Here is a 22,876-nt window from a genome sequence, read left to right on the forward strand (position 1 = left end):
TCATAGTCATAATGACTTCGACTTGCAAGCGAGGTCAAGAACTGATACCAAAGCCGGTTTTGAGAGGTAGCGCACTCAAGCTTTTAGGCGGTTGAAACTGACTTAAGCGATGAGACCCGGACTTAAGTCCCTGGCGGAGTGAGTACCCCACCGAGAACCCGCCTGGGAATCAAATCCTCCCGCTTACAGAGTAAAGTCATCAATTGAAATATTTATAAATCTTCAATTCGCCTCGCCGATCAGCGTAAATGCCGCCCATTGTTTAGGATTGGGATATTCTTTCATGGTAGTGAGCATGGCTTGACGTAGAGCAACAGCTTTGTCAGGATTTTGTTGCAGATAGCGATAAAATTCATTCATTAAAAAGGCAGTAGAATCATCATTAACTGCCCACAGCGATACCAGGACGCTCGGGACTCCCGCAGCAATTAAAGAGCGAGATAAGCCAACCACCCCATCGCCTTTAATGTCACCACGTCCAGTGTCGCAGGCGCTGAGGACAACTAAATCAGCTTGTAGTTTCATGTCAAAAATTTCGCCGGCAGTGAGTAAACCATCGAGCGCATCGTCAGGTTTGCCGGCAGGCGCAAGCGCAATGGCTCCCGGTACACCAAAGCCTTTAAAATCATCCAGTAAGCCGTGGGTCGCCAGATGAATAATGCGTGCTTGTTGCATTTTCTCCATCACCATTGTTTTGGTGGCTTTGCTCCCGATCAGTGCTTCGGTGTTGAAGAGTTTGGCAATTTGAATTGCTTCCCTTTCTGCACCAGGGAGAGGGGTTAAGTTTGCAACTAATTCTCCTATTTGAATTTTGGGCATGGTCGGATTGCCCACAACTAACACATCCTTGACTGACCTTTGAGTGCTGTGCTTCTGCTTGTGGGTTAAGTCTAAAACTTAAATAGCCGGTGCGGTGAGGATGGTATGTTTTTCAATTAAGTATTTGCCTTGCTCGTCTTGGAGTGCAGGGAAAGGAACGAGAAACAGCGATTTTTGTGGGATGAAGATGACTCGCTCATCAGGGTTGTTTGGTAGTAATTCGGCAATAGGTGCGATCAGGATTTGGTGGAGTTGTTGTAACTTCTCGGTTGAGTTTTGGGATTGAGAATTAACAACAGTTGCATCAACAATACCGAGACCCCTAACACCCATCGCATCACGGCTGGTGGTAACGAGGTCTTGTAGGGAGGTGTTCAATAATTTTTTTAGGTCTACTTGCTTGTAGGCAATTTCACCTGTGGGTTTAATCACCCAAATGTAGAGTTTTGATGGCTGCCATTCTTCTTTTTTTCCTTGAATTTGGTAAAGTTCATTAATAATCGAATATTGAACAAGGGTAGCGTTTTGCTGGGAAGCAATTTGCTGAATTTCTGGAAGGGTTGGGGGTTTGAGATTGGATTGATTGTTGGGGTTTTGTGAGAGCTTGGAGTCTAATAACTCCACCAAAGCACGACTGCGACTGCGTTCAGCAATTAAAAGTGCTTCTTCAAATTTATTTTGTGCAACTAAAGCTTGTTGCAAAAAGCGGTAGCTACTAGCTTGCCGCTCAAAAATGGAGATTTTTTGATCATCTTTTAATTCTCGCGCTCGGAGAGATTCCCAAGCCTCAATCGCTGCCAATAAGGTAGTTTCGGCTTGGGAATATTTACCTTGAGTATTGTAAACTGCCCCAATATTGTTGAGCGTCGCACCTTCTCCTGCCTTGTCACCAATTTCTTGGGTAATGGCTAAGGCTTGTTGATAATACTTCAAGGCTTTGGGTTACTGGCCCATCTTGCGCTGAACTAACCCAATATTGTTGAGCATCGTACCTTCCATTGCCTTATTGCCAATTTCTTGGGCAATGGCTAAGGCTTGTTGAAAATACTCCAAGGCTTTAGGGTACTGTCCTAGGTTGTCGTAAACTGACCCAATATTGCTGAGCGTCTTACCTTCTCCTGCCTTGTCACCAATTTCTTTGACAATGGCAAAGGCTTGTTGATAATACTCCAAGGCTTTGGGGTACTGTCCTAGGTTGTGGTGAACTAACCCAATATTGTTGAGCGTCGCACCTTCTCCTGCCTTGTCACCAATTTCTTTGCGAATGGCTAAGGATTGTTGATAATACTCCAAAGCTTTGGGGTACTGTCCTAGGTTGTCGTAAACTGACCCAATATTGTTGAGCGTCGTACCTTCTCCTGCCTTGTCACCAATTTCTTGGCTGATTGCTAAGGATTGTTGATGATACTCTAAGGCTTTGGGGTGCTGTCCTAGGTTGTCGTAAACTAACCCAATATTGTTGAGCGTCGTACCTTCCACTGCCTTGTCACCAATTTCTTGGGCAATGGCTAAGGCTTGTTGATAAGACTCCAAGGCTTTGGGGTACTGTTCTATGTTGTGGTGAACTTCCCCAATATTGTTGAGCGTCGCACCTTCTCCTGCCTTGTCACCAATTTCTTTGCGAATGGCTAAGGATTGTTGATAAAACTCCAAAGCTTTGGGGTACTGTCCTAGGCCGGCGTAAACTGCCCCAATATTGTTGAGCGTCGTACCTTCCACTGCCTTATTACCAATTTCTTGGTGAATAGCTAAGGCTTGTTGATAAGACTCCAAAGCTTTGGGGTACTGTCCTAGGCTGTCGTAAACTGACCCAATATTGTTGAGCGTCGTACCTTCCCCTGCCTTGTCACCAATCTCTTTGCGAATGGCTAAGGCTTGTTGATAATACTCCAAGGCTTTGGGGTACTGTCCTAAGTTGTTGTAAACTGACCCAATATTGTTGAGTGTTACACCTTCACCTTGGCGTTCCCCAATTTCTCTGACAATCACTAAAACACTTTGAAACGTCTCTAAAGCTTCTCGAAACTGACCTTGATTTAACTGCTGAAGACCTACTTGATTCAGTCGCAATGCCTCGTCTCGGCGTTGTTCTCGTGTCTGCGCCTGTGCCAATACAGTACCGCTTCCCCAAGTATTCCTCACCACTGGTAACGGACAACTCAAAGAGATGAGCAAGGCTACAGTAATAACGCTAAGGCGATGTAGATGAGGATGCATAGTCTCAATCAATCGGTTAGTGAACTATTTACATATATCTCCCAGGTTGGGGATGTTAGGTAAAAATCCATACAACTTCTTCACAAATAGTCATTGGTGTGATTGCGCCAAAGCCCGGTGCCATGAGGTTTTGTGATCCTCTGTCCTCTCTTCTGGGAGAACGCAATATCTTTGGCTTTGTATGAACCCTATTGGAACCGGCTTGGGTGTGATTAACGCGTTGTTTTGCCACCGGCCTGCTACAGCATAATGAGAGTGCAACCCAGCTTGTCTGAAACGAGGGAAATTGAGATGTCTGTGCAATTACTGCGGCGGCAATTCACAGTTGAAGAGTATCACCGCATGGCTGAGGCAGGAATTCTGACAGAAGATGAGCGGGTGGAACTGATAGATGGCATGATTGTTCACATATTGCCTATAAGCCCGCGCCATGCAGCGTGTGTGAAGCGATTCATTAGACTTTTCTCTCAACGGTTGGGCGACAATAGTATTGTTTCCGTTCACAATCCAGTGGAATTAAGCAATCAATCAGAACCGCAACCTGACATCGCATTACTGCAACCGCGATCTGATTTTTATGAAGCCGGCCATCCTCAGCCAAAAGATATTTTCTTAATCGTAGAAGTTGCAGACACTACTGTAGAATCAGACCGGCAAGTAAAAATTCCTCTGTATGCCGGCAGTGGAATTTCTGAAGTTTGGCTAGTGGATATTAATGAACAATTAATCGAAATTTACCGGCAACCAACAGCAGCCGGCTACCAAGATATTCAAAAGTGCCGGCGGGGACAAAGGATTGCCCCGCAAGCGTTTCCTGAAATTCAACTAGCCGTAGACGAAGTGTTGGGATAGCCGGCAAAGGTGCGAATGCTAAGACAGAGCGCTTTGCGGTACTGTCTTCGTAGAGTCTAAGTGAACAGCCTTGAGCATATGATAAGCAATTAATAACTGTGTAATTGCTAAGGGGTAACTCTGCAGCGTTTCGCCCGTAGTGCCGACGAGTTTGCCAATTTCTGGATTAATCTGCAACCCGCAGTAGGGTAACAAGTCTGGCATTTCGTGGCATAAAATGCGCTCTAACTTGTTCACCTGTTCAGCAGTTGCATGATTATCAATTTCCAAAACATCAACCGGCTTGCCCATATCGCGTTCCAACTCCAAGCGGATTGCCGATGTAGAATCCTCTCCGCTTTCATCGACAACCTTAAGAAGATCCGGGTGCGGTATCGTTGGTCTGAGAACCAAACGCACATTTAAATGTGACGCATCTTCCTCAGATCCTTCGGTTGGGGGATAAAAACTGACGACCACATCCGCCCATTGGCGCTGAGGACGAATAAAAGCCTCTGAGTCCGGTTCACGTTTTTCGATTTCCGCAAGCACCTGTTCCGGCTTATAGCCTCGCTTCATCGTATCGCGCTTGACCTTCCACTTGGCGCGTAAAAATTCCGGCGGTGCTAGATACACTTTCACATCATAAGCGTCTCGCGCTCCAAGGGTTGAATAACCGAGCAACCCTTCAACAATCACAAATTTGCTGGGCTTGATGTATTCTGGCGGATCGAATTCCCCGGTTGTGTGGTTGTAAATCGGCTTGAGAATGGGTTGGCCTTCTCGCAGCAAATGCAAGTGCTGCTGAATGATATCGAGGTAATTGCAATCCGGGTGCAGTGCCGTAATGCCGATTTCCGCACGCTGCTTGCGGTCGTAGCGGTGATAATCATCGGTACAGATCACCGTAACATTCTCAGAACCCAAGACTTGAGCGATCCCTTTGGTGAGCGTTGTTTTACCGGCAGCGCTGTCGCCAACGATGCCAAGGATAATGGGGCGCTGGCTCATATTTCCTCTTTAGTGAAAAATTCTTTTGGCACAATCTTACGGGGAAATGGCGGGGATCGCTTAAAAATTAACAAATAAAAATAAAGAAACTGCCACAGAGAGTACCCCAGCATCCTTACCAATCATCCCGCCGTTGCGTTGGTTCGTCCCAATCAGACTCGTGTTGCGTTCGTTGATCCCAATCAGATTGCCGGCGATCCTGTTCTTCCTCTTCATATTCCAACTCTTCTTCTTCCTCCTCCGGCTGAGGCGAAAGCACCTTCAAAGGTTCAACGACTTTAGCGATCGCATCCTTAATAAACGCCTTGACGAACTCATCCTTGCGATTTAACTGGAATTGCCGCTGCACCACCTCAGTAATCCCGCCATCTCCCCAATCTTGATCGTGGCGGAAATACTCAATAAAACTTTTGCCGGCAATTCGCGTTAGATAAGCCGCCGTCACCCCTTGAATTGCCTTGCCAACAATAAGTGTGCCCACATTCATTTGCAGCGCTGTAGACACCAAATTCGTTGCGCCCTTAACAATTCCCAAACTCGCCAGAGTTTTAGCCAGAGACAACGCCAATTCCCGGCCATTTTCCATATCAAGGTAAGAACCGTAAATTCTGCCGATTTCTACCACCATTTGGGCATTAACCGCCGCCGTTGCCAGCAAATCAACCACCGGCAGCGGCGTCACCGCAATCACACCGGCACCAATCCACTGAAAACGTTCCACAATTTTCTCAGCTTGCCGGCGGCGCTGCGCGTCAATTAGCCGTCGCGCTTCCTCTCCTAAACGCTGGGATTGCAACAGAATATTATCTGCCACCAAATCTTCCCCCTCAGCCCGTAGAATCGCCGCCATTCGCCGAATTAAAGGCATAATATCGGGATCAGGTTCTAATATCTGCCCATTTTCTAGTTCCACCGCTTGAGGATTAGCCGCAATTGCCACAACATCCATTGCCGCTACAAACCCCCGTACTCGCTCTCGCAATCTCGCTAAAATGGCTTCTCGGTCTTGTTCTGGATAAAGATCCGTTTTATTGAGAACCACGATTGAACGCTTGCCAATCTCTGCTAACGCCCTTAAGGGATTATATTCCGACTTTCGCAAGTCATTATCCACCACAAACAACAGCAAATCGGCTTCTGTAGCCAGTTGTCGTGCCAATTCTTCTCGCTGAGTGCCGGCAATTCCCGCTTCTAAAATTCCCGGTGTATCGGTAACTAAAATCTCCCGTTCCAATCCTTTTAACTTCAGGCTGTAAGTTTCCCCCACCTCCGTTGTCCCCATCGGTGCGGAAACTCGCCCAACCATCCGCCCCATTAAAGCATTGACTAGGGAAGTTTTGCCGGCACTTCCTGTCCCAAACACCACCACCTGCAAATCCCCCCGCGATAAATAAGTCTCAATTTCTCGCGAACGGCTGATTAATGCCTGCTTAGCCACCTCATCTTGAATTTGATCAACCTGCTGGCGAACCGCTTTCAAGGTTTCCTCAGCCGCCTCAGACTTTTGCACCGGAACTTTTGGTCTTGGCTTGCGCCGGCCTGTTTTTCGCTTTTTGGCCGGCTGAAATAGGCGCAGATAGTACACCAAGGCAGTAATTAAAACCGCCAGCAGCACAATCAGCAGCAACAGCAGCAGATTTGCCAGAAACGGGGTAGAAAAAGCAACTTGGATGTACAGCCGGTAAAGGGAATTAATCAACCACAGCATTAACCCCAGGATGAAAGTGAGGCCGGCAATGAGCGTTAACAGGCGCGACAGAGGCATGGACAGCAGCAGCAAATGGGTAGGTCAGATGCTTACGATCTTAGTCTCCTCTGATTATGTTGAGCCTTAAGCTAGATGGCAATTTCTGTAGCTGTTTTATCCTAAAAAAAGCATCAGCGAAGGAATAACTGATTAAACCGGCACCTAGCCTAACTATCTCGGTGTGATCATTTCAACCGCATTACCCGTCAATTTCGTAGAAAGCATCACCCTTACAACGTAGTGCTTGAGATGCTTCAGAGTGGATTTTTTTGATCATTATTGTGGAGTAAAACATCATGGGACTTTTTGACCAAATCTTAAATGCCGTCGGCAATCCCAATCAACAAGCGAATCCCAACCAACTAGGCGGTATTTTGGGAAGCGTGGAACAGTTAGGAAGCAACTACGGTGCCGATCCGGGGGCAACCCAAATGGCCTTATCAATGGTCGGCAACTACGTGCGATCCGCCTTACAGCAACAACGGGCAACCGTCGGCCCAGCACAAGCACAACAAATTGTAAATCAATACGGTGGTACAACACCCAACAACCAAGCAGTTCAGGCATTGTTTCCCCCCCAAATGCAAGGGCATATTATTCAAGAAGTCGCTCAAAGAACCGGATTAAACGCACAAACCATTCAAATGATGCTGCCGATGTTAATCCCAATCGTTCTTAACTTCCTCAAAACAGGATCGAACGTCCAAAATCCGCAGCAAGGACAAAACCCAGTCCTGAATAACTTCTTAGATGCCGATAGGGATGGAGATGTCGATATTGCAGACGCTATGCAATTAGCCAGTCGCCATCTCGGTCAAGGCAATCGCTAGATTCAGCTTCTTGCAAAAGTCTTGAATTACCAATTTGTCTTGAACACCAGCCGTTAACCCATCTGTGTTCATCTTCCTATTTTCAAACCCAGAGGAATGCAATAGAGGCACTAACTTTGCGTCCCTCTGGGCTTAAAAACGAGCCGCTGCATCTAGCTATCAACTCTCGAACTAACGCGCCACTCGGTTCATGTAATCGCCCCATAGCTGTGCCGCCTGAGCGCTACTACCGGCAGTCGGAGTATTATCGTCATTGCCCAACCAAACACCCGTCACCAGTTGCCGACTGGGAACGTAACCTACAAACCACAGATCCACATTATCGTTGGTCGTGCCGGTTTTCCCTGCCTCTTCTCCCAGTCCAATCGAAGCACTGCGCCCCGTACCCCCTGGTGCGACAACCCCTTGCATCAGAACCGTCATCGTGTCAGCAACTTCTGGCGAAATCGCTTGAACACCACCAGCCCCCCGCGACTCACATTGTGAGTCTGCCGAGTAGGAATAAATGCACCGGCAGGTTGCTGGGTTTTTGGGATCGGTGCAATCGCTGCTATCGAGAATGCGCTTAATCGTGTGAGGCTGGTGTCGCACCCCACCATTGGCCAGTACGCCAAATGCGCCGGTCAGTTCCAGCACCGTCACTTCACTTTGACCCAGCACCAACGCCGGCACCGGATCGAGTTTAGATTTGATTCCCATACGCCGGGCCATCTGTATCACCCCATCCAAACCCACATCCTGCGCGACTCGCAAAGCCACCGCATTTGCCGAGCGTGCAAGGGCGGTGTACATATCTAAACTGCCACCACCGCAGCCCTCAAAAGCTTGGCCGGCCCAATCGACCGGCCCACAGGAATAAGCCTTTTCTGGCGGGATACCCGCCTCAAGCGCAGCAGTGTAAGCAAAGATTTTGAACGTCGATCCAGGTTGGCGCAGACCTTGAGTTGCACGATTAAACTGACTTTCTCTATAGTCTACGCCGCCGGTGAGGGCGACAACTTGGCCGTTTTTAGAATCGAGCGTAACCATTGCCCCTTGAGAAAAGTTATACGCCGCGCCGGCAGTATTTATCGTATTGCGTAAAGACGCCTCCGCCTGTCGTTGCATCGTCACATCAAGGCCGGTTTCTACAATAAAATTACCTTCTCGCGCTAGCTGATCCCCCAGCAATTCCTCAAGTTCATTGAAGACATGACTGTAAAAATAGGGAGCAATCGTGCTTTCTAAAACTTCCTTTGCTCTGGGGTTAATTTCAATTCGAGATCGTCGCGCCCGATCAGCCTCCTCTTGGCTGATCATGCCAAGGGCACGCATCCGGTAGAGAACGCCATCGCGATATTTTACCGCCAACTGGTAATTTTGAACCGGGTTGAAATTGTTGGGAGCCGGTAAAATTCCCACCAGCGTCGCCGCCTCTGAAAGCGTTAAATCTTTTGACGACTTGCCGAAGTAGAACTGCGCCGCATCTTCAAACCCATACAAGTCAATCCCTAAAAACACCCGGTTCAGATAAGTCAACAGCAGAGCATCCTTGCTGTAAAACGTCTCCAACTTTAGGGCGACGACAGCCTCCCGCAGCTTACGGCCCCCAGAATCTTCCGTTCCCACATAGTCTCGAAACAAACTTCGGGCTAACTGCTGAGTAAGCGTACTGGCCCCCTCACGAATACCGCCCCCACGCACATTCGCCACCACAGCCCGCAAAATGCCTAGCGGATCGACCCCGACGTGCCAATAATACCGACTGTCCTCTGAAGCAACGATGGCCATTGGCAGGTAACGAGAAAAGTCTGAAAGCCGGCGCTGTTCTCGGTGAGCGTTATTAAAAGGAGGGCGTAGAGGCGTTTGGTCATCACGCGCATAAACCACCACCGGCCCTTGTATAGAGGTTGGTAAAGGCCGTACTCGGAATTTTTGCCACTCAACGCCCACCCACAACACCGTCAATGCAGTCAGCCCACCGGCACCGTAAAGGCTGTAGCGGAATGCATTGACGTACCAAGGTGGCGGATCGATATATTTAATCTGCACCGCATCAGCCAGTTCAGGCGGCCCTAGTGTAAAGACATCGCCATGACGCAAAGGCATTTCGGTAATCCTGCGCTTGCCCCGATAGATGCCGTTGGTAGAACCCTCGTCTCTAATTACGAAAGCGGCATTGGGCTTGCTGCTATCGCGAGACAAGGAAAGATGCGTCTGGCTGACAACAGGGTTGCGGACGACAATATCGCTAGATTTGGAACTGCGCCCCAGAAGGTAGCGTTCGCCCAACAGTGGATACTTCTCAGCCGCCGCCGCACCGGCATCCTGAACCCAGAGTTCAGCGACTCTGGCATTGGGTTTAAGCGCCAGTTGGCCAAAATTAACTTTAGCAACGGTTTGCACCGCTTGAGTCAGGACGCTGAGGATGGTTTTAGGCTGTTGGGGAGGCTGAGGAGGAGTCATTGGCAATTTACACAGGTGGGTCTGGAATGGGTTGGCGAGGTGGCAGGGAAAGCAGGCGTAAGAGCGTTAATTATCTGTTCTGCAGACACTACACTGCGCGATTGGGCCTTTCCCGAAGCGCTTTTCAATATGCCGGCTTCTTCAACCGATTTTAATACTCTCAGCCGGCGAAGACAGGAATTCTCACTTTTCACGGTAGACTGCCCATCGCCTTTTCGCCCACACCTATGATAAAAATCTTTCGGCAGTGCGGAAACAGTAATCATTTAAGCCGGCAGAGGTATGCTTTGATACTTCAAATAGTGCAGCAGTAAAGGCAGTAAACACCTGAGCACTTCAAACGACTTGGAGTAGCACAGCGTTTTGCGATGTCAATGACTCAAATAATGTCTCAGCCTTGTGTTTTCTCTTTCTAAACGAGTCCAATAGGTCTTGCTGAGGCGGTGATCTCCTTGTTCAATCTACATCGAGCCTACTGACCAACCATCTGTTAGATAAAAAAAGCATTGCTAGCATTTAACAATGGCCCACAAGGACTTAAAGGTTTCGCTACTGCAGTTGCCAATGGTTCATGCCAAAACACCGACCTGTTTGCGGTTAACAGATAACCGTTCTTGGATGCCTCAGTTGGGTTACACTTTAGACTCTTCATTTACAAGCAGAGGATAGCCGCATTAATTGTCCCATTTTGGCTCAAACATCATGATCCTTTCCGCACTACTCCCATTTATTTCAGGCTTTTACCTAGCCCAAAGTACAGGTATTTTCCCTATCCACTGGGTAAAGTCATTTTCCTTCTCAGCCATTAAAAGTAACACTGTTTACAGATTCAACAGTAATCATCTAAGTTAGTATGAATATTCTTGACACCCCCAACCCCTCAATCAAAAAAATGAATACAGAACAGCAGTCAGCAATCTTTGACAGTTTTTTAGCTCTTGTTAACGCGCCTTATGGGGATTTTTCAGGGATTGGAAAACTTTCTCAACAGCTAAATGATGATTCTACTCTAGAGAAACTTGTGAATTTCCTTCGCCAAACCCCTCAATGTGAAAGGGCTTTTAAAGAACGTCCACTTCTAGGCAACCTTGATTTTTCTCAACTTCATCAGTTACCTAAAAATACGTTAGGCTATCTTTATTCTGATCATATGTTGAATAATAATTTAAAGCCTATTTCGATTAATAAAGTAGAATGTAGTGATTCATCTTATTTAAATATTCATATTGCTGAAACCCATGACATTTGGCATATCGTAACAGGTTGTGGGATAGATAAACCAGGTGAGGTAAAACTCGAAGCATTTTATGTGGCACAGTTAGATCATGATCGTTTATTTCTAGCACTTCTTTCTAAAAATCTACTCAAGACTTCACTTGAAGAGATAGAGCTTTGTGAAGCGATTATGAATGCCTTGGCAGAAGGATGGATGATGGGGAAAAAAGCTAAGCCACTTTTTGGAATTGAATGGAATAGCTTATGGGAAAAACCCTTAGAAGATATTCGGATGTCTTTAGATATTCCCGTCTAGCCTTGGTTTATCACATCCAACTCTACAGTTAAGAACAGCTTAGATTCCATTCAAAAAAATTTTTTAGCACAACTTTAGCCTCAGCAATGCTAATTTTTTCTTCTCCACTTCTGCCTAGCCTTTAGATGCTGTCGGCGCTTGCTTGAAGGTGGCAATTAGCAAGCAGGCAATGCCCAGATTAATACAAATATCTGCCACATTAAATACTGGAAAGTGGATGAGCCGGAAGTCCAAAAAATCGACGACTTCACCGGCAATAAATCGGTCAATGCCGTTGCCCAGCGCTCCTCCTAAAATTAATCCATAGCCGGCTTGTTCCCAGCGATTGAGATTGGGGCCAAACACGGCTAAGAGAATTAAAATAAGACTCACCGCTAAAGATAGCCAGCGCAACCACCCACCCCCTTGGCTGAACAGACTAAACGCTGCACCGGGATTCGTGACATAGGTGAAGTGAAAAACATTGGGCCACAAGGGCCAAGTTTCTGTAAGTTTAAAATTTTGCACGATCCAAGCTTTCGTCAGCCGATCGAGAACCAAACTGATTGCAGCAGCAATCCAAAACAGACGATTTTTAAATCTCATGGTAACGGAAGCTATTAGCGTTTTGTCATGTGTCCGATGATTCTTTATCTTGGGCTGCTGATAGGCGAGGGATGAGTGAAACCGGCTAATAAAACATCAGTTGCCGCAAGATAAAGGAGAGAACTGTGACAGCACAGACGACTGCCATCTGACCGGGCAAGGGCTGAACGGAAAACTTCATCGCTGCCGGTAACAGCAGGTCTTGATTGAAAGAGTAAGTCAGCGCTAAATAGCTTAGACCTGTAATATGAACGGTTAGCAATCCACAAATACAACTAAAAGCCAAAAACTCTAAACGCGGGGATGCTTGAAGCGCTAGCCAACCGCACACCCACGCACCTGGAATAAACCCTAGTAAATAGCCAAACGTTGGCTCTTTAAGATAATCTAATCCGCCGCCTTTGGTAAAAACCGGCAACCACATCAAGCCCAGTACCAAGTAGGCGATTTGAGAAAGCGCACCGGCATTTTTGCCACCCAGACAGCCAACTAAAAGCACTGCCCCAATTTGATAGGTGACACCGAGGGATTGAGCATGAATGGCAGCAGAATTCCAAGGCCATGAAGGGCTGGCGATTGAGGCTTCCAGAAAAGTGCCCCCAATCGTCAGCAGTAAGCCTATCAAAGCCCACAGTAATTCCAGCGGAGTTGCCACGGCGGTTTGGGATTTTGGATCTTGGATTTTGGATTTTGGATCTTGCACCAATCTCAAATCTCAAATCTCCAATTTAGCGGATTGTTGCGGGGCGGGGATCGGTGCTTCTCCACCCTGGAGTCCAAGCGCTTCGAGCATAGCACGGTCTTGATCGGCGGGTTGACCCATTGTCGTGAGGTAGTTTCCGACTAACATGGCGTTAATTCCAGCTTTTAAACCCAAGGCTTGGAGTTCGCCCATAACGGCTTCCCGTCCGCCGGCATAGCGAATAATCTGTTCGGGCAGAATCAGCCGAAAGATCGCGATGATTTTCAAAGCTTCATAAGGATCGAGTTTGGGGCGACCGGCCAAAGGGGTGCCGGGACGGGCATCCAGCAAGTTCAGTGGGACTGATTCCACTTCTAATTCCCGTAGCGCCACTGCCAGATCGACGCGATCTTCCCAGCTTTCTCCCATGCCCATAATGCCGCCGGTGCAGGCTTGGATGCCGGCTGCTTTCACATTCTTCACCGTCTCGACGCGATCTCGCCAGGTATGCGTCGTTACGATATCCCCAAAAAAGTTTTCAGAGGTTTCTAGATTGTGGTTGTAGCGCGTCACCCCCGCCTCTGAAAGCGCTTGTGCCTGCTCGGGTGTCACTTCCCCAAGGGCGCAGCAAGGTTTGATATTAGTTTCGGCAATAATCTGCCGCACTGTGTCCAGAATTTCCTCAAATTCAGCGGATTTCGGGCTGTTATATTTAATTCCCCGTCCCTGAGAGATCAAGCAAAACCGGCGAGCACCGGCAGCTTCAGCCGCCTTTGCCTGCGCTAAAATTTCCTCGGTAGATTTCAAGCCATAGACGGGGGAATTTTTGCCCGGATGGTGAGCTGATTGAGAGCAATAGCCGCAGTTTTCCGAACAATTACCAGATTTGATATTGATAATGCTGCACAGATCCACCGTGTTGCCGCAACACGCTTGGCGCACTCGGTCTGCGGCTTCGCACAGCAGTAAGATATTGTCTTGCCCTTCGATTTGGGTGAGTTCGAGCGCTTCCTCTCGGCCAATGCGTTCGCCGGCTATGATTCGCTGTGCGAGGTTGTCTAACCACTCTCGCAATTGCTCGTTGCTGCCGGCGAGTGGCGCGACCCCACCAGAGAAATCAGCGTTCGACGGATTGGATGAAGTTGAAACCGATGCTTGAACCACTTTTGGCCCTTTAATTGCGTAACTGAATTGTTGGCATTTTATCACTTGCTCTGGGCTACTCAGTTACTGGCTCCGATCTTGATTTATTTGGCACTTCCCAGTATTATCTCGAACATACTCTGGCTTGCCCTTAATTTAGCCTTAACGTCTTTGCGCTAGGTCGGTCGTTATGATAGAGGTGACCGTAGTATTACAGGGTTGCATTCATGCCCCTACAGACCGTCTGCTTTCAAGTTAGTGCTTGTAAAGCGTGGCGTCATTCTCGATTGAGTTTGAAATAATACTTCGGTTGCCTGACGAACTTCCAGCTATTGCCCTTATCTCTGAGCATTTGGATATAGAACACGCTTTGTGACTTCAAGAATTGGGTGCGAATAATTCTGTAATGAGCAATCGGCTGCCAACCATTGGCAAATCTAGCATGAATTCCGCAAAATCACGGATATCTGTTTAGCACAAGTTAAATATATGCAGACTGAATGAAGAATATTATTCAGAGGCAATTGATAATGTAATAAGAGATACAATTAAACTTCAGTGGGTCGGTTTAACTGCGCCAACGAACCTTGGGTTAAACACAACATCACTGAAACTTGCAGCACAAGAATTTGTCAACGGCAACGATGGATGGGAGTGATTGAATGTTTGCAGCTTCATGAAAAAGAATTTTCTCAATAACTCCCTGAGACTTCAGGCATCCGCTGTTTAACTTCCCATTTCTTTCCTTGTAATTCCATCCCCTTTCTATCTTACCCAGATAGCAAGGTTTCTTTAATGTAAATTTGCACCTTTTTTATGGTTCCCAATTCTCACAATTCCAAGCAAAGTGAAACGGTTTTAAGCACAGAAGATCTGTGTGTTTATTACGGTAACTTCCTGGCACTGCGAAATGTTTCCTTGAATATTCCCAAAAACAAAATTACAGCTTTCATAGGCCCTTCAGGATGCGGCAAAAGTACCTTGCTGCGGTGCTATAACCGGCTCAACGACCTGATCAAGGTATTTCGGGCTGAAGGTAAAGTTTCCTATCACGGCCAAAATCTCTACGCACCGAATATCGATCCGGTAGAGTTGCGCCGGCAGATTGGGATGGTGTTTCAAAAGCCAAACCCCTTCCCCAAATCAATTTATGACAATGTGGCATTTGGCCCCCGGATTAATGGCTATAAGGGGGATATGGATGAATTGGTAGAACGATCTCTCAAGCAAGCCGCCATTTGGGACGAGGTCAAAGATAAACTGCGGCAAAGTGGTTTAGCACTATCTGGAGGTCAGCAACAGCGACTGTGTATTGCTAGGGCATTAGCCGTTCAACCTGATGTTATTCTGATGGATGAACCCTGCTCAGCGCTTGACCCAATTTCAACGCTGCGAATTGAAGAGGTTCTTCATGAACTCAAGCAGCAGTATACGATGGTTATCGTCACTCACAATATGCAGCAGGCATCACGGGTGTCAGATATGACAGCCTTTTTTAATGTTGAGCCGACAGAAAAGGGCGGACGAATCGGTTACTTAGTTGAGTACGACGAAACACAAGTTATCTTCCACAATCCCGCTAAAGAATCGACACAAGAATATGTCAGCGGTCGTTTTGGATAAATCTGCAATGGGGCATTGGAAATAGGGAGTCAAGAGTTAAGAATTGAAAATTTTTAATTCATTTTTTTCTTGACTCTTTTTTCTCTCGCTCTTCCTAGAACCAGCATTGCGGTAATATGAGGAGCGAATTCTACTCGCATAATCGTCTTGCATGGCTCAAGCTCGGATTAAGCTGACTCCGCATTTAAGCTATGAAGAACTTACTGGGCGATACCGTTCTTGCAAAAATGCAAAAGAACGGTCTCGCTGGCAGACAATTTGGTTACTGAGCCGGCCAGATAACCCACTCAGTGCAGAGGAAGTCGCCTCAGTGGTAGGCTTTTCACCAGATTGGGTGCGAAAGTTAGCTCATCGATATAATAACTATGGAACGCAGGGATTGATAGATTTTCACCGCTACAATCCGGGCGGCAAAAAAGCGATTCTCACCCCAGAACAACAAGCCAAACTCTCACAAACACTTTTGTCCGCGCCTCCCGATGGCGGTTTGTGGACTGGCCCGAAGGTTTCTCAGTGGATCGCTCTCGAAACGGGGCTGAAAGCCAGTGCCGTAACAGGCTGGAACTACTTGATAAAGTTAGGTTTGAAGTCTCAACGTCTCTCCAGAACCCAAGCCGAGTAATTCTACTTTTTGCAAAAGTAGATGTTTTAGATTGGCTCGTTGATCAACAATTGATCAACAATAATAAATTATCTGCCTCGATCTGAAAACTCTGCAATCCCCGACAATAGTTGCAAAAAGTGTGTTGTAAATTGCTAATTTTAAATTTTAAAATGCTGCGTACACGGTTGAGCAATCATTGAGTTATAGCTTTACACCGTCACACATAAAAAAAGCAGCCTAATGCACCCATTGAAATTTAGTTTTGTCTAGATTTGCTCTAAACTCATCATTGATTCATCAGGAAGCTTTTTTAAGCAGATGCTTGAATAAGTTATCCTTAACCATATTTTGGCGCACCACCTCCAACAAGTATTCCTGGGCCTGCTCTTGAGATAAACTTTGGACTTGCTCGCGCAGAACTTGGAGCTTAAACTCTTGCTCTAAACTGAGACCTGTGGGGATGTTCATCGCTCACTCCTGTTAGTTAGTTAATCCTGGACAGATGCAAAAGACGTGTCGTGGGCTGTATGTATCCGTCAAATGTAACTTATCGTAACTTCTGCTTGACATAATGTTCATTATGTACAGTAGCAATAGTTGCCAAGCAGGCAAAAGTTGATTAAATCTGATACGGCTTATCATAAAAGGATGGAAATTCGGAAGCATCATTCTACCGGGAGAATATTTGTCGAATGGAGGCAATGGAGTTTTTTCAACGCAGTGAGGGCAAATGGCTATCCCAGCGTGCAACTCACCATCTACCTTTTAGAAGAACAGAGGTGGGCGATTCCGAAATAACAGTGGAAACGCTGACAGCGGATCATCCAAAAGTTATAGAGATTTGCCAATTGCATGAGGTTGAGCCGAATAAAGCTGCCGGTGGCGCATTCGTCAGGTGGCACGGCTCGATGGCGTGGGATAAAGAGGATGAAAATCACGAAGGTTCAACAGTCTTTGCCATTGTCCCAGATTCAGATAATCCCAGAGAGGGGCAGATGTTGCGCGAAAGGGGCTATGCTGAAATCGTGCCGATTGCCGGTCGCTATCTGCTCGATGAAGACGGTGCGCTGGTGCTGATTACGGAATATGAGACGATGAGTTCTGTTGAGCGCTTTTGGTTTGCCGGACCTGACTTGCGGATGCGGACAAGTACGGTGAAGCGATTTGGCGGCTTCAGCACAGCCTCATTTTGTACAGAAAGTCGAGTTGCTTCGGGTGAAGGTGCCGGCAGCCCTTCAGAGGCGACTTCCGCGCCGGCTCAGGAAACCTCTGACAGCAAACAGTTCTACTCAGCTTTAGGCTGGTGAGAGAGCATCAAGGGGGCAACACAGGAACACAGGCAGCCGGGAAAGTTGCCATTCCCAACGCCCCCCTCTCAAATATCAATTTCTCAATGGAAAGCGATCCGTTCCTACGCGGGGCTGATTACCTGAATGCCCTGCGTCCGCTGCTTTTAGAACCCGGAATGATTGATGTGGCGGATGATATTAATCAGCGCATCCGCATCTGTACTTGGATTGGTCAGAATATTCAGGCAATCAATGCTGAACTCAATGCCTGCCTGGAAGCTTGTCATAGTTGCTTTCATCCGCAAGACCGGCAACTGATGCAAGTTTTTGCAGCGCCTTTAGCTGAACAATTTGGAGTCGATGGCCTTTGCAATATTCTAGTAGAACCCATCACGATTCTCATTGATGTAGGCCGCATCAACCGGCACAATTGGTTAAGTATCGTCGCGCATGAATACGCTCATGGCCATTTGCGATCCCCTGGTCACGAACAGCGCTTTTTGGGGGTCATTGGCCATTTATGCTTGGGATTGGGATTAGAAGTGCCGCTTCTGGAAGGCACGGAAGAACAAGAACAGGAAACTTGGTTACGCAACTGGCCTCATTGCGTCTCAGCTCCCAATTCTTTAGCCTTTTGGAAAGGCGAGATTTGCACTTTTTTGTAAAATAATATTACATATTGTTGCAGTCGTTCAGAAAAATGAGACGTGTATTACCGTAATCCCCTACCCTGAGTGTTGGCTGGTTAAACGGCAGCGGTCAGACTAGGGACTAGAGACTACGGACTAGGGGAAAGGATGAAGGTTAAAGAGTGAAGAGAGAAGAGTAAAGCAAACTTCACACTTCACGCTTCACACTTGGCCACTAGCCACTAGGCCCAACGACATCACTAGCTACTAGCTGAACGCTAAAAGTTTGAGATTACGGAGATTATGACGTGGCTATTCCTTTGTTAGAGTACGCGCCATCAAGCCAAAATCAGCGCGTGGCTGGATTTGAGCAACAACCGGGTGAAGAAAAACCCAGAATTTATACAACCGATAACTTCCTGTCGGGTACAGAAATAGATGATTTGATCTGGGCGGCATACCGCCAAATTTTCAGCGAACACCAAATTCTGAAAAGCAGCCGCCAAGATTATTTGGAATCCCAGCTGAAAGACGGTCAGATCAGCGTGCGCGATTTTATCCGGGGTTTGGCGACTTCGGATGTGTTCCGCCGGCGCAATCTTGAACCCAACAGCAACTATCGGTTTGTTGAGCTTTGCGTACAACGCGTTTTAGGGCGTGATGTGTACAATGAGCGCGAGAAAATCGCTTGGTCAATTGTATTAGTGACCAAAGGTTTGCAAGGGTTCATCAATGACTTGCTTGAAAGCGAAGAATACCTGAGCAACTTTGGGGACAACACAGTTCCCTATCAACGCCGGCGGATTTTGCCGCAGCGTACACAAGGCGAGGTGCCCTTCAACCTGAGGACTCCTCGTTACGAAGCTTACCACCGCAGTCAGCTGGGCTTCCCACAAAGCATCTGGCAAAATCAAGTGCGCCGCTTTACTCCGCAAGAGAAGCAAGCACAAGAGGGCAATCCATCACGGTACTTGGGGATGGCGCGGGAAGTTACTCCCACAATAACCAATACGCCCAGGGTTTCCGTTTTTAACATTAATATCGATACGGCTGTGCCTTACCGCAAGCGCTAACTAGGTGCTGACAACTGAATAAATCAGGGCTTTTGAGTGCGAACTAAGGGCAAGAAATTAGATGCTACAGGCTAGAATCACTTTCTAGTTAATAGTACCTAGTTTCTCGCCCTTAACTACTATTTATTCCCCAAAGTTGGCGCGTCGTCGCAAAATTGTCAGGAGGGTAGTGAAGGCTTCTGGAGGGGGTGCAGTCGCCTCAATCAATTCGCCGGTGACGGGATGCTGTAGCTGAAGTCGCCAAGCGTGAAGGGCTTGACCGGCTATATTAACTCCTAAAGAGCGACCGCTGCTATAAATTGGATCACCAACAATAGGATGCCCGATCTGGGCGCTGTGGACGCGAATTTGATGGGTGCGCCCAGTTTCAAGCTGAAAGTGCATCAGCGTGTAGTTGCTGAGGCGTTCTTGGACTTGCCAGTGGGTGATTGCGGGGCGTCCGCCTTTCTCAATCGGCACTATTGCCATTTTCTTACGATCTGCGGGGTTCCGACCGATGGGCAGGTCAACTGTACCGCTTGGTGTTTTAGGCGCACCGGAGACGATGCCTAGATACTCTCTGCGGGCTGTTTTGGCTTTGAGTTGGGCTTGCAGGTGTTGATGGGCTTGGTCGGTTTTGGCGATAACAATTGCGCCGGTGGTGTCTTTATCGAGCCGGTGGACAATTCCCGGACGCTGTACGCCCCCAATGCCGACGAGATTGGGGCAGTGGGTAAGAAGGGCGTTTACCAGGGTATCGGCTTCGTGTCCAGGTGCGGGATGGACGACTAAGCCGGCTGGCTTGTTAACAATAAGCAGGTGATCGTCTTCGTAGAGAACATCTAAAGGAATATCTGCCGGTTGCAGTTCCAAAGGTTCTGCCGGCGGAATGGTTAACTCAATGAGATCGCCGGCAGCCACCGACACCTTTTTGGACATGCAAGTTTGATTATTGACTTTTACATGGCCTTGTAATATTAGCTGCTGAATTCGAGAGCGAGAAAAATCGCTGAGTTGTTCAGCAAGGTAGCGATCAAGGCGTTCGCTAGTTTCTTGAACTTGTAAATTAATTTCTGTCACAGTTGATTCGGATCGATTCCCATTTCTCTAAGTCGCGCTTCCATTGCTTGCCGGCGCTGTTGTTCTTGTTGCAATTCGGTTTCTGCCTGCTCGGCGCGTTGGCGTTCAGTTTCAGCACGTTGGTGCTCAGTTTCAGCGCGTTGTTGAGCCAATTCTTTCTCCTGCTGTTCTTGTTGGCGCAGTCGATCCAATTCTACAAAAGTGAGAAACTTGCCCCCGTCTGAGCCATAAATTTGCAGTTCTTCCCCAGACAAATCAAAGTGTATTCCTAATCGGGGACTAATCCAACCTTCAATGGGTTCAATGACTTGCAATTGTGATTCAGAACGTAGCCAGCCACTCAAATCTGCTTTCGCCGGATCATATAAATAGTATTCCTCAACACCGTAGCGGTCGTAAAACTGAAATTTCTTCCCCATCTCTGTGAGCGTGTTATTTGGCGAAAGGATTTCAAACACGACTTGAGGAGCGATGTTATCTTCCAGCCATTGCAGATAAGAGCCGCGTTTTCCTTTCGGTCTGCCAAATACCACCATGACATCTGGTGCGCGGTTCAGGCTGCTATTTCCTTCCACAGGATACCAGAGAAGATCGCCGGCAACAAAGACATCAGGGCCGGCAGCAAATAATAGTTCTAAGTTTTCCTTGATCATTACAATCCAGCGGAATTGTTCTGTATTATCTGCCATTGGCTTGCCGTCACTTTCTGGGTAGACGATGTCTTGTTTTTTAGGAGATTGTTGTTGAGTGAGCATGGTTATTATCCTAAGTATGACAGTTGATGTTGCGGCTTTATAGTTTAAAGGAATAACTAAGACGCACAGTCACAAAGATGAAACAATAAAGGTTGATTAAGTTTGTTGTTTGGTTGGGCCTGCAAGTGTATCAGTAACAGTCTAACTGGTAAGCATAATTAATATTTTATTTTTGGTGTGCTTTTAAAATTGCCACCAAAAAATATTAATGATTATTCATAAGAATAGACTTGCAAGCAAAGAGCATTGTTGATGGGTTCTGATACAATAATTGTGCCGCAAAATCGCAGAATTTAGCACCGGCAGCGATCATAACAAGAGCCAAATTCAAACTGCCGGTAAGACAAAACTGAGAGTGTCGTACCCCTGGCAATGACACAGCAACCGGCCAGCCAGAGACTTAACCCTGTCTTATCGCTAAAGTCGGTATCTATCCGACTTTAGGGGATTTGCGGGATCAGCCGGCAATTTCAATCCTTGGTGGTGTTGTAACGGGTGCCAGATGTGAAATAGAGGCAACTTGCATCGGCACGTCTATCTGACTTTGGGGAGCCGGCAGCATTTCGCCTCGGAAATCGAGCACCTGTACAATAACGAGATAGGCGATCGCCAGAATGAGAGAAATCGCGCCAGTGATAATCGCAACAATTTTTGAACGATCCATGTGATTCCTTGATTTAATGATTGCTCTTAATAAAAGTTTAAGTTGAACCGCAATGGAACGCCAATGATGCCAACCTTCATTTCAGCCGGCATCAATAGCGGTGAGCGAAATCGTTAATTCTTTCAAATTGATCCAAAAACCGGCAAAATAGGGAATAAATAAACTCAGTTGCCACTTATCGCCTTTACTGGAATGGAATCTGTCGCCAATTTGCCAGAGGAAATAATCGCTCGTGATCGGCAGCCGGTGGTGCAAACCTACGAACTGAGCAAAGTCTACCGCACCGGCTTCTGGATGAACCAAAAAATCGAATCCTTGAAAAACTGCACCCTAACAGTGTATCAGGGAGAAACATTTGGCTTGCTGGGGCCAAATGGTGCCGGTAAAACCACCTTGCTCAAAACACTCCTAGGAATCGCCCGCCCTACGTCTGGACGGGGTTTGCTGTTAGGGCGTCCTTTAGGCGATCGCACAGTCAAACAGCGAATTGGTTATCTGCCGGAAAACGCCTACTACTATGACTCCCTCACCGGCTGGGAATTTTTGCAATATACTGCCGGTCTCTTCCAAATCCCCGCTGCCGTACAGCGCCAGCGTATCCCCCAACTGCTCGATCTCGTCGGACTCGCTCAATCCGCCGCCCGCAAAAAACAATTGCGTCAGTATTCCAAAGGTATGGTGCAGCGAATTGGTATGGCACAGGCACTCATCAACGATCCAGAAGTCGTCTTTCTCGATGAGCCGATGTCCGGTTTAGATCCGATGGGACGCTACCAGATACGAGAAATCATTCTCTTACTCAAAGCCCAAGGTAAAACCATCTTTTTCAACAGCCATATCCTCTCAGATGTGGAAAAAATCTGCGATCGCGTCGCCATTCTCGCCTTAGGCGAATTAATTTGCACCGGCTCACTGAGCGAACTCCTCGGCAACGCAGAAACCTACTACATCAAAGGCAAAGGCGGCAACCCGGACGTGATCAGACAGCGCATACCCGACTTAGAATTTCAAGATGAATACTGGCACGGTCATTTAAAAGGTGATCCCCAGGATTTTCTCGCCAGCCTCAACCTTATGGGTGGGCAAATCGCAGCTTTATCCGAAGCACGAACCACTCTAGAAGAGTTTTTTATGCAGCAGCTCAAACAGCGGGGAATTCTGACTAGTCGTTGAATAAACCGGCAGCTAAAATCGGTGTGAGTGCCGGCAAGCGAGGGAAATCTGGGACATTTTACGGTAAAACTCGCCGAGCATCCCCCCAACATTCATTTTTTTTGCAAAATTTCTTAGATTTTGTACAACGTCTAACCCATGAAAGATGCGCGATGAGTCTTTCTCC

General features: G+C 47.3%; 20 protein-coding genes and 2 pseudogenes. 9 read left to right on the plus strand and 13 right to left on the minus strand.

From position 1 onward, the window contains the following. Positions 1-222: 222 nt before the first annotated feature. Together H6F56_RS26250 and H6F56_RS26255 are read right to left on the minus strand one after the other, a co-directional pair. Positions 223-1,752: pseudogene (locus tag H6F56_RS26250) on the minus strand (CHAT domain-containing protein). 9 nt (positions 1,753-1,761) lie between these two features. After that, positions 1,762-3,036 carry a tetratricopeptide repeat protein gene (locus tag H6F56_RS26255; protein ID WP_242031924.1) on the minus strand — a complete coding sequence of 425 codons (1,275 nt, stop codon included), beginning with the start codon at positions 3,034-3,036 and terminating at the stop codon, positions 1,762-1,764. Between the two features lie 291 nt (positions 3,037-3,327). Here H6F56_RS26255 and H6F56_RS09140 point away from each other — a divergent pair, with 291 nt between their 5' ends. Further along, entirely contained in the window at positions 3,328-3,888 is a 561-nt protein-coding gene (locus H6F56_RS09140; RefSeq protein WP_190667020.1) for a Uma2 family endonuclease, read from the plus strand. An 18-nt stretch (positions 3,889-3,906) separates the two neighbouring features. Here the strand turns inward: H6F56_RS09140 and H6F56_RS09145 are convergent, their stop codons facing one another. Both H6F56_RS09145 and H6F56_RS09150 read right to left on the minus strand, forming a co-directional pair. Further along, positions 3,907-4,878, minus strand: a complete 972-nt coding sequence (locus H6F56_RS09145; RefSeq protein WP_190667022.1) for a phosphoribulokinase — start codon at positions 4,876-4,878, stop codon at positions 3,907-3,909. A gap of 115 nt (positions 4,879-4,993) precedes the next feature. After that, the gene (locus tag H6F56_RS09150) at positions 4,994-6,643 is read right to left on the minus strand and encodes a YcjF family protein (RefSeq protein ID WP_190667024.1); all 1,650 of its coding nucleotides are present in this window, start codon (positions 6,641-6,643) and stop codon (positions 4,994-4,996) included. Between the two features lie 278 nt (positions 6,644-6,921). On the opposite strand from H6F56_RS09150, the gene H6F56_RS09155 reads away from it, so the two are divergent. Beyond that, a complete protein-coding gene (locus H6F56_RS09155; RefSeq protein WP_190667026.1) occupies positions 6,922-7,455 on the plus strand; it encodes a DUF937 domain-containing protein in 534 nt (177 codons plus the stop codon). 171 nt (positions 7,456-7,626) lie between these two features. Here H6F56_RS09155 and H6F56_RS09160 read toward each other — a convergent pair whose 3' ends face one another. Further along, entirely contained in the window at positions 7,627-9,900 is a 2,274-nt protein-coding gene (locus H6F56_RS09160) for a transglycosylase domain-containing protein (protein WP_190667028.1), read from the minus strand. Between the two features lie 266 nt (positions 9,901-10,166). Beyond that, positions 10,167-10,451 (minus strand): annotated as a pseudogene (locus tag H6F56_RS26260) (IS1 family transposase); the annotation flags it as partial. 302 nt (positions 10,452-10,753) lie between these two features. Here H6F56_RS26260 and H6F56_RS09165 point away from each other — a divergent pair. Next, entirely contained in the window at positions 10,754-11,431 is a 678-nt protein-coding gene (locus H6F56_RS09165; protein WP_199312652.1) for a Coq4 family protein, read from the plus strand. A 114-nt stretch (positions 11,432-11,545) separates the two neighbouring features. On the opposite strand, the gene lspA is transcribed toward H6F56_RS09165, so the two are convergent. The 3 genes from lspA to bioB all read right to left on the minus strand — a co-directional run bounded on the left by lspA (position 11,546) and on the right by bioB (position 13,862). After that, a complete protein-coding gene (lspA, locus tag H6F56_RS09170) occupies positions 11,546-12,016 on the minus strand; it encodes a signal peptidase II (protein WP_190667032.1) in 471 nt (156 codons plus the stop codon). Between the two features lie 85 nt (positions 12,017-12,101). Further along, positions 12,102-12,671, minus strand: coding sequence for a biotin transporter BioY (locus H6F56_RS09175; protein WP_190667172.1), 570 nt, complete (start codon positions 12,669-12,671; stop codon positions 12,102-12,104). A gap of 60 nt (positions 12,672-12,731) precedes the next feature. Then, positions 12,732-13,862: a biotin synthase BioB gene (bioB, locus tag H6F56_RS09180; RefSeq protein WP_190667034.1), complete on the minus strand. Its 1,131-nt coding sequence runs from the start codon at positions 13,860-13,862 to the stop codon at positions 12,732-12,734. 795 nt (positions 13,863-14,657) lie between these two features. Between bioB and pstB the strand changes: the two genes are divergently transcribed. Continuing rightward, positions 14,658-15,464, plus strand: coding sequence for a phosphate ABC transporter ATP-binding protein PstB (gene pstB, locus H6F56_RS09185; protein ID WP_190667036.1), 807 nt, complete (start codon positions 14,658-14,660; stop codon positions 15,462-15,464). A gap of 151 nt (positions 15,465-15,615) precedes the next feature. Continuing rightward, the gene (locus H6F56_RS09190; RefSeq protein ID WP_190667038.1) at positions 15,616-16,086 is read left to right on the plus strand and encodes a helix-turn-helix domain-containing protein; all 471 of its coding nucleotides are present in this window, start codon (positions 15,616-15,618) and stop codon (positions 16,084-16,086) included. 279 nt (positions 16,087-16,365) lie between these two features. On the opposite strand, the gene H6F56_RS09195 is transcribed toward H6F56_RS09190, so the two are convergent. Next, a complete protein-coding gene (locus tag H6F56_RS09195; RefSeq protein WP_190667040.1) occupies positions 16,366-16,536 on the minus strand; it encodes an NblA/ycf18 family protein in 171 nt (56 codons plus the stop codon). 224 nt (positions 16,537-16,760) lie between these two features. Here H6F56_RS09195 and H6F56_RS09200 point away from each other — a divergent pair, with 224 nt between their 5' ends. The 3 genes from H6F56_RS09200 to H6F56_RS09210 all read left to right on the plus strand — a co-directional run bounded on the left by H6F56_RS09200 (position 16,761) and on the right by H6F56_RS09210 (position 19,059). Beyond that, on the plus strand, positions 16,761-17,375 hold the full coding sequence (locus tag H6F56_RS09200; protein WP_190667042.1) for a phycobiliprotein lyase: 615 nt from the start codon (positions 16,761-16,763) through the stop codon (positions 17,373-17,375). After that, positions 17,372-18,022 (plus strand): hypothetical protein, encoded by a 651-nt coding sequence (locus H6F56_RS09205; protein ID WP_309236480.1) that lies wholly within the window; start codon positions 17,372-17,374, stop codon positions 18,020-18,022. Before H6F56_RS09200 ends, H6F56_RS09205 begins: the two co-directional genes overlap by 4 nt. Before the next feature lie 272 nt (positions 18,023-18,294). Then, positions 18,295-19,059 carry a phycobilisome rod-core linker polypeptide gene (locus H6F56_RS09210; RefSeq protein WP_190667044.1) on the plus strand — a complete coding sequence of 255 codons (765 nt, stop codon included), beginning with the start codon at positions 18,295-18,297 and terminating at the stop codon, positions 19,057-19,059. A 123-nt stretch (positions 19,060-19,182) separates the two neighbouring features. On the opposite strand, the gene H6F56_RS09215 is transcribed toward H6F56_RS09210, so the two are convergent. The 3 genes from H6F56_RS09215 to H6F56_RS09225 all read right to left on the minus strand — a co-directional run bounded on the left by H6F56_RS09215 (position 19,183) and on the right by H6F56_RS09225 (position 21,537). Further along, positions 19,183-20,118: an RluA family pseudouridine synthase gene (locus H6F56_RS09215; protein WP_190667046.1), complete on the minus strand. Its 936-nt coding sequence runs from the start codon at positions 20,116-20,118 to the stop codon at positions 19,183-19,185. Continuing rightward, positions 20,115-20,873 (minus strand): Uma2 family endonuclease, encoded by a 759-nt coding sequence (locus tag H6F56_RS09220; protein ID WP_190667048.1) that lies wholly within the window; start codon positions 20,871-20,873, stop codon positions 20,115-20,117. Before H6F56_RS09220 ends, H6F56_RS09215 begins: the two co-directional genes overlap by 4 nt. A 457-nt stretch (positions 20,874-21,330) precedes the next feature. Next, positions 21,331-21,537 (minus strand): hypothetical protein, encoded by a 207-nt coding sequence (locus tag H6F56_RS09225; protein WP_190667050.1) that lies wholly within the window; start codon positions 21,535-21,537, stop codon positions 21,331-21,333. A 192-nt stretch (positions 21,538-21,729) separates the two neighbouring features. Here H6F56_RS09225 and H6F56_RS09230 point away from each other — a divergent pair, with 192 nt between their 5' ends. Further along, complete coding sequence (locus H6F56_RS09230; protein ID WP_190667052.1) at positions 21,730-22,710, plus strand: ABC transporter ATP-binding protein; 981 nt, start codon at positions 21,730-21,732, stop codon at positions 22,708-22,710. The last annotated feature ends 166 nt before the right edge of the window (positions 22,711-22,876 follow it).

This window comes from Microcoleus sp. FACHB-672, assembly GCF_014695725.1.
GTDB lineage: Bacteria > Cyanobacteriota > Cyanobacteriia > Cyanobacteriales > Oscillatoriaceae > FACHB-68.

Bases quoted from the DNA above. Each gene is read 5' to 3' on its own strand.
- H6F56_RS09225 (WP_190667050.1), bottom strand. From the start codon at position 21,537: ATGGATCGTTCAAAAATTGTTGCGATTATCACTGGCGCGATTTCTCTC.
- H6F56_RS09230 (WP_190667052.1), top strand. From the start codon at position 21,730: ATGGAATCTGTCGCCAATTTGCCAGAGGAAATAATCGCTCGTGATCGG.
- H6F56_RS09140 (WP_190667020.1), top strand. From the start codon at position 3,328: ATGTCTGTGCAATTACTGCGGCGGCAATTCACAGTTGAAGAGTATCAC.
- H6F56_RS09160 (WP_190667028.1), bottom strand. From the start codon at position 9,900: ATGACTCCTCCTCAGCCTCCCCAACAGCCTAAAACCATCCTCAGCGTC.
- H6F56_RS09145 (WP_190667022.1), bottom strand. From the start codon at position 4,878: ATGAGCCAGCGCCCCATTATCCTTGGCATCGTTGGCGACAGCGCTGCC.
- H6F56_RS09150 (WP_190667024.1), bottom strand. From the start codon at position 6,643: ATGCCTCTGTCGCGCCTGTTAACGCTCATTGCCGGCCTCACTTTCATC.
- H6F56_RS09155 (WP_190667026.1), top strand. From the start codon at position 6,922: ATGGGACTTTTTGACCAAATCTTAAATGCCGTCGGCAATCCCAATCAA.
- H6F56_RS09220 (WP_190667048.1), bottom strand. From the start codon at position 20,873: ATGCTCACTCAACAACAATCTCCTAAAAAACAAGACATCGTCTACCCA.
- lspA (WP_190667032.1), bottom strand. From the start codon at position 12,016: ATGAGATTTAAAAATCGTCTGTTTTGGATTGCTGCTGCAATCAGTTTG.
- pstB (WP_190667036.1), top strand. From the start codon at position 14,658: ATGGTTCCCAATTCTCACAATTCCAAGCAAAGTGAAACGGTTTTAAGC.
- H6F56_RS09195 (WP_190667040.1), bottom strand. From the start codon at position 16,536: ATGAACATCCCCACAGGTCTCAGTTTAGAGCAAGAGTTTAAGCTCCAA.
- H6F56_RS09165 (WP_199312652.1), top strand. From the start codon at position 10,754: ATGAATATTCTTGACACCCCCAACCCCTCAATCAAAAAAATGAATACA.
- H6F56_RS09200 (WP_190667042.1), top strand. From the start codon at position 16,761: ATGGAGGCAATGGAGTTTTTTCAACGCAGTGAGGGCAAATGGCTATCC.
- H6F56_RS26255 (WP_242031924.1), bottom strand. From the start codon at position 3,036: ATGCATCCTCATCTACATCGCCTTAGCGTTATTACTGTAGCCTTGCTC.
- H6F56_RS09190 (WP_190667038.1), top strand. From the start codon at position 15,616: ATGGCTCAAGCTCGGATTAAGCTGACTCCGCATTTAAGCTATGAAGAA.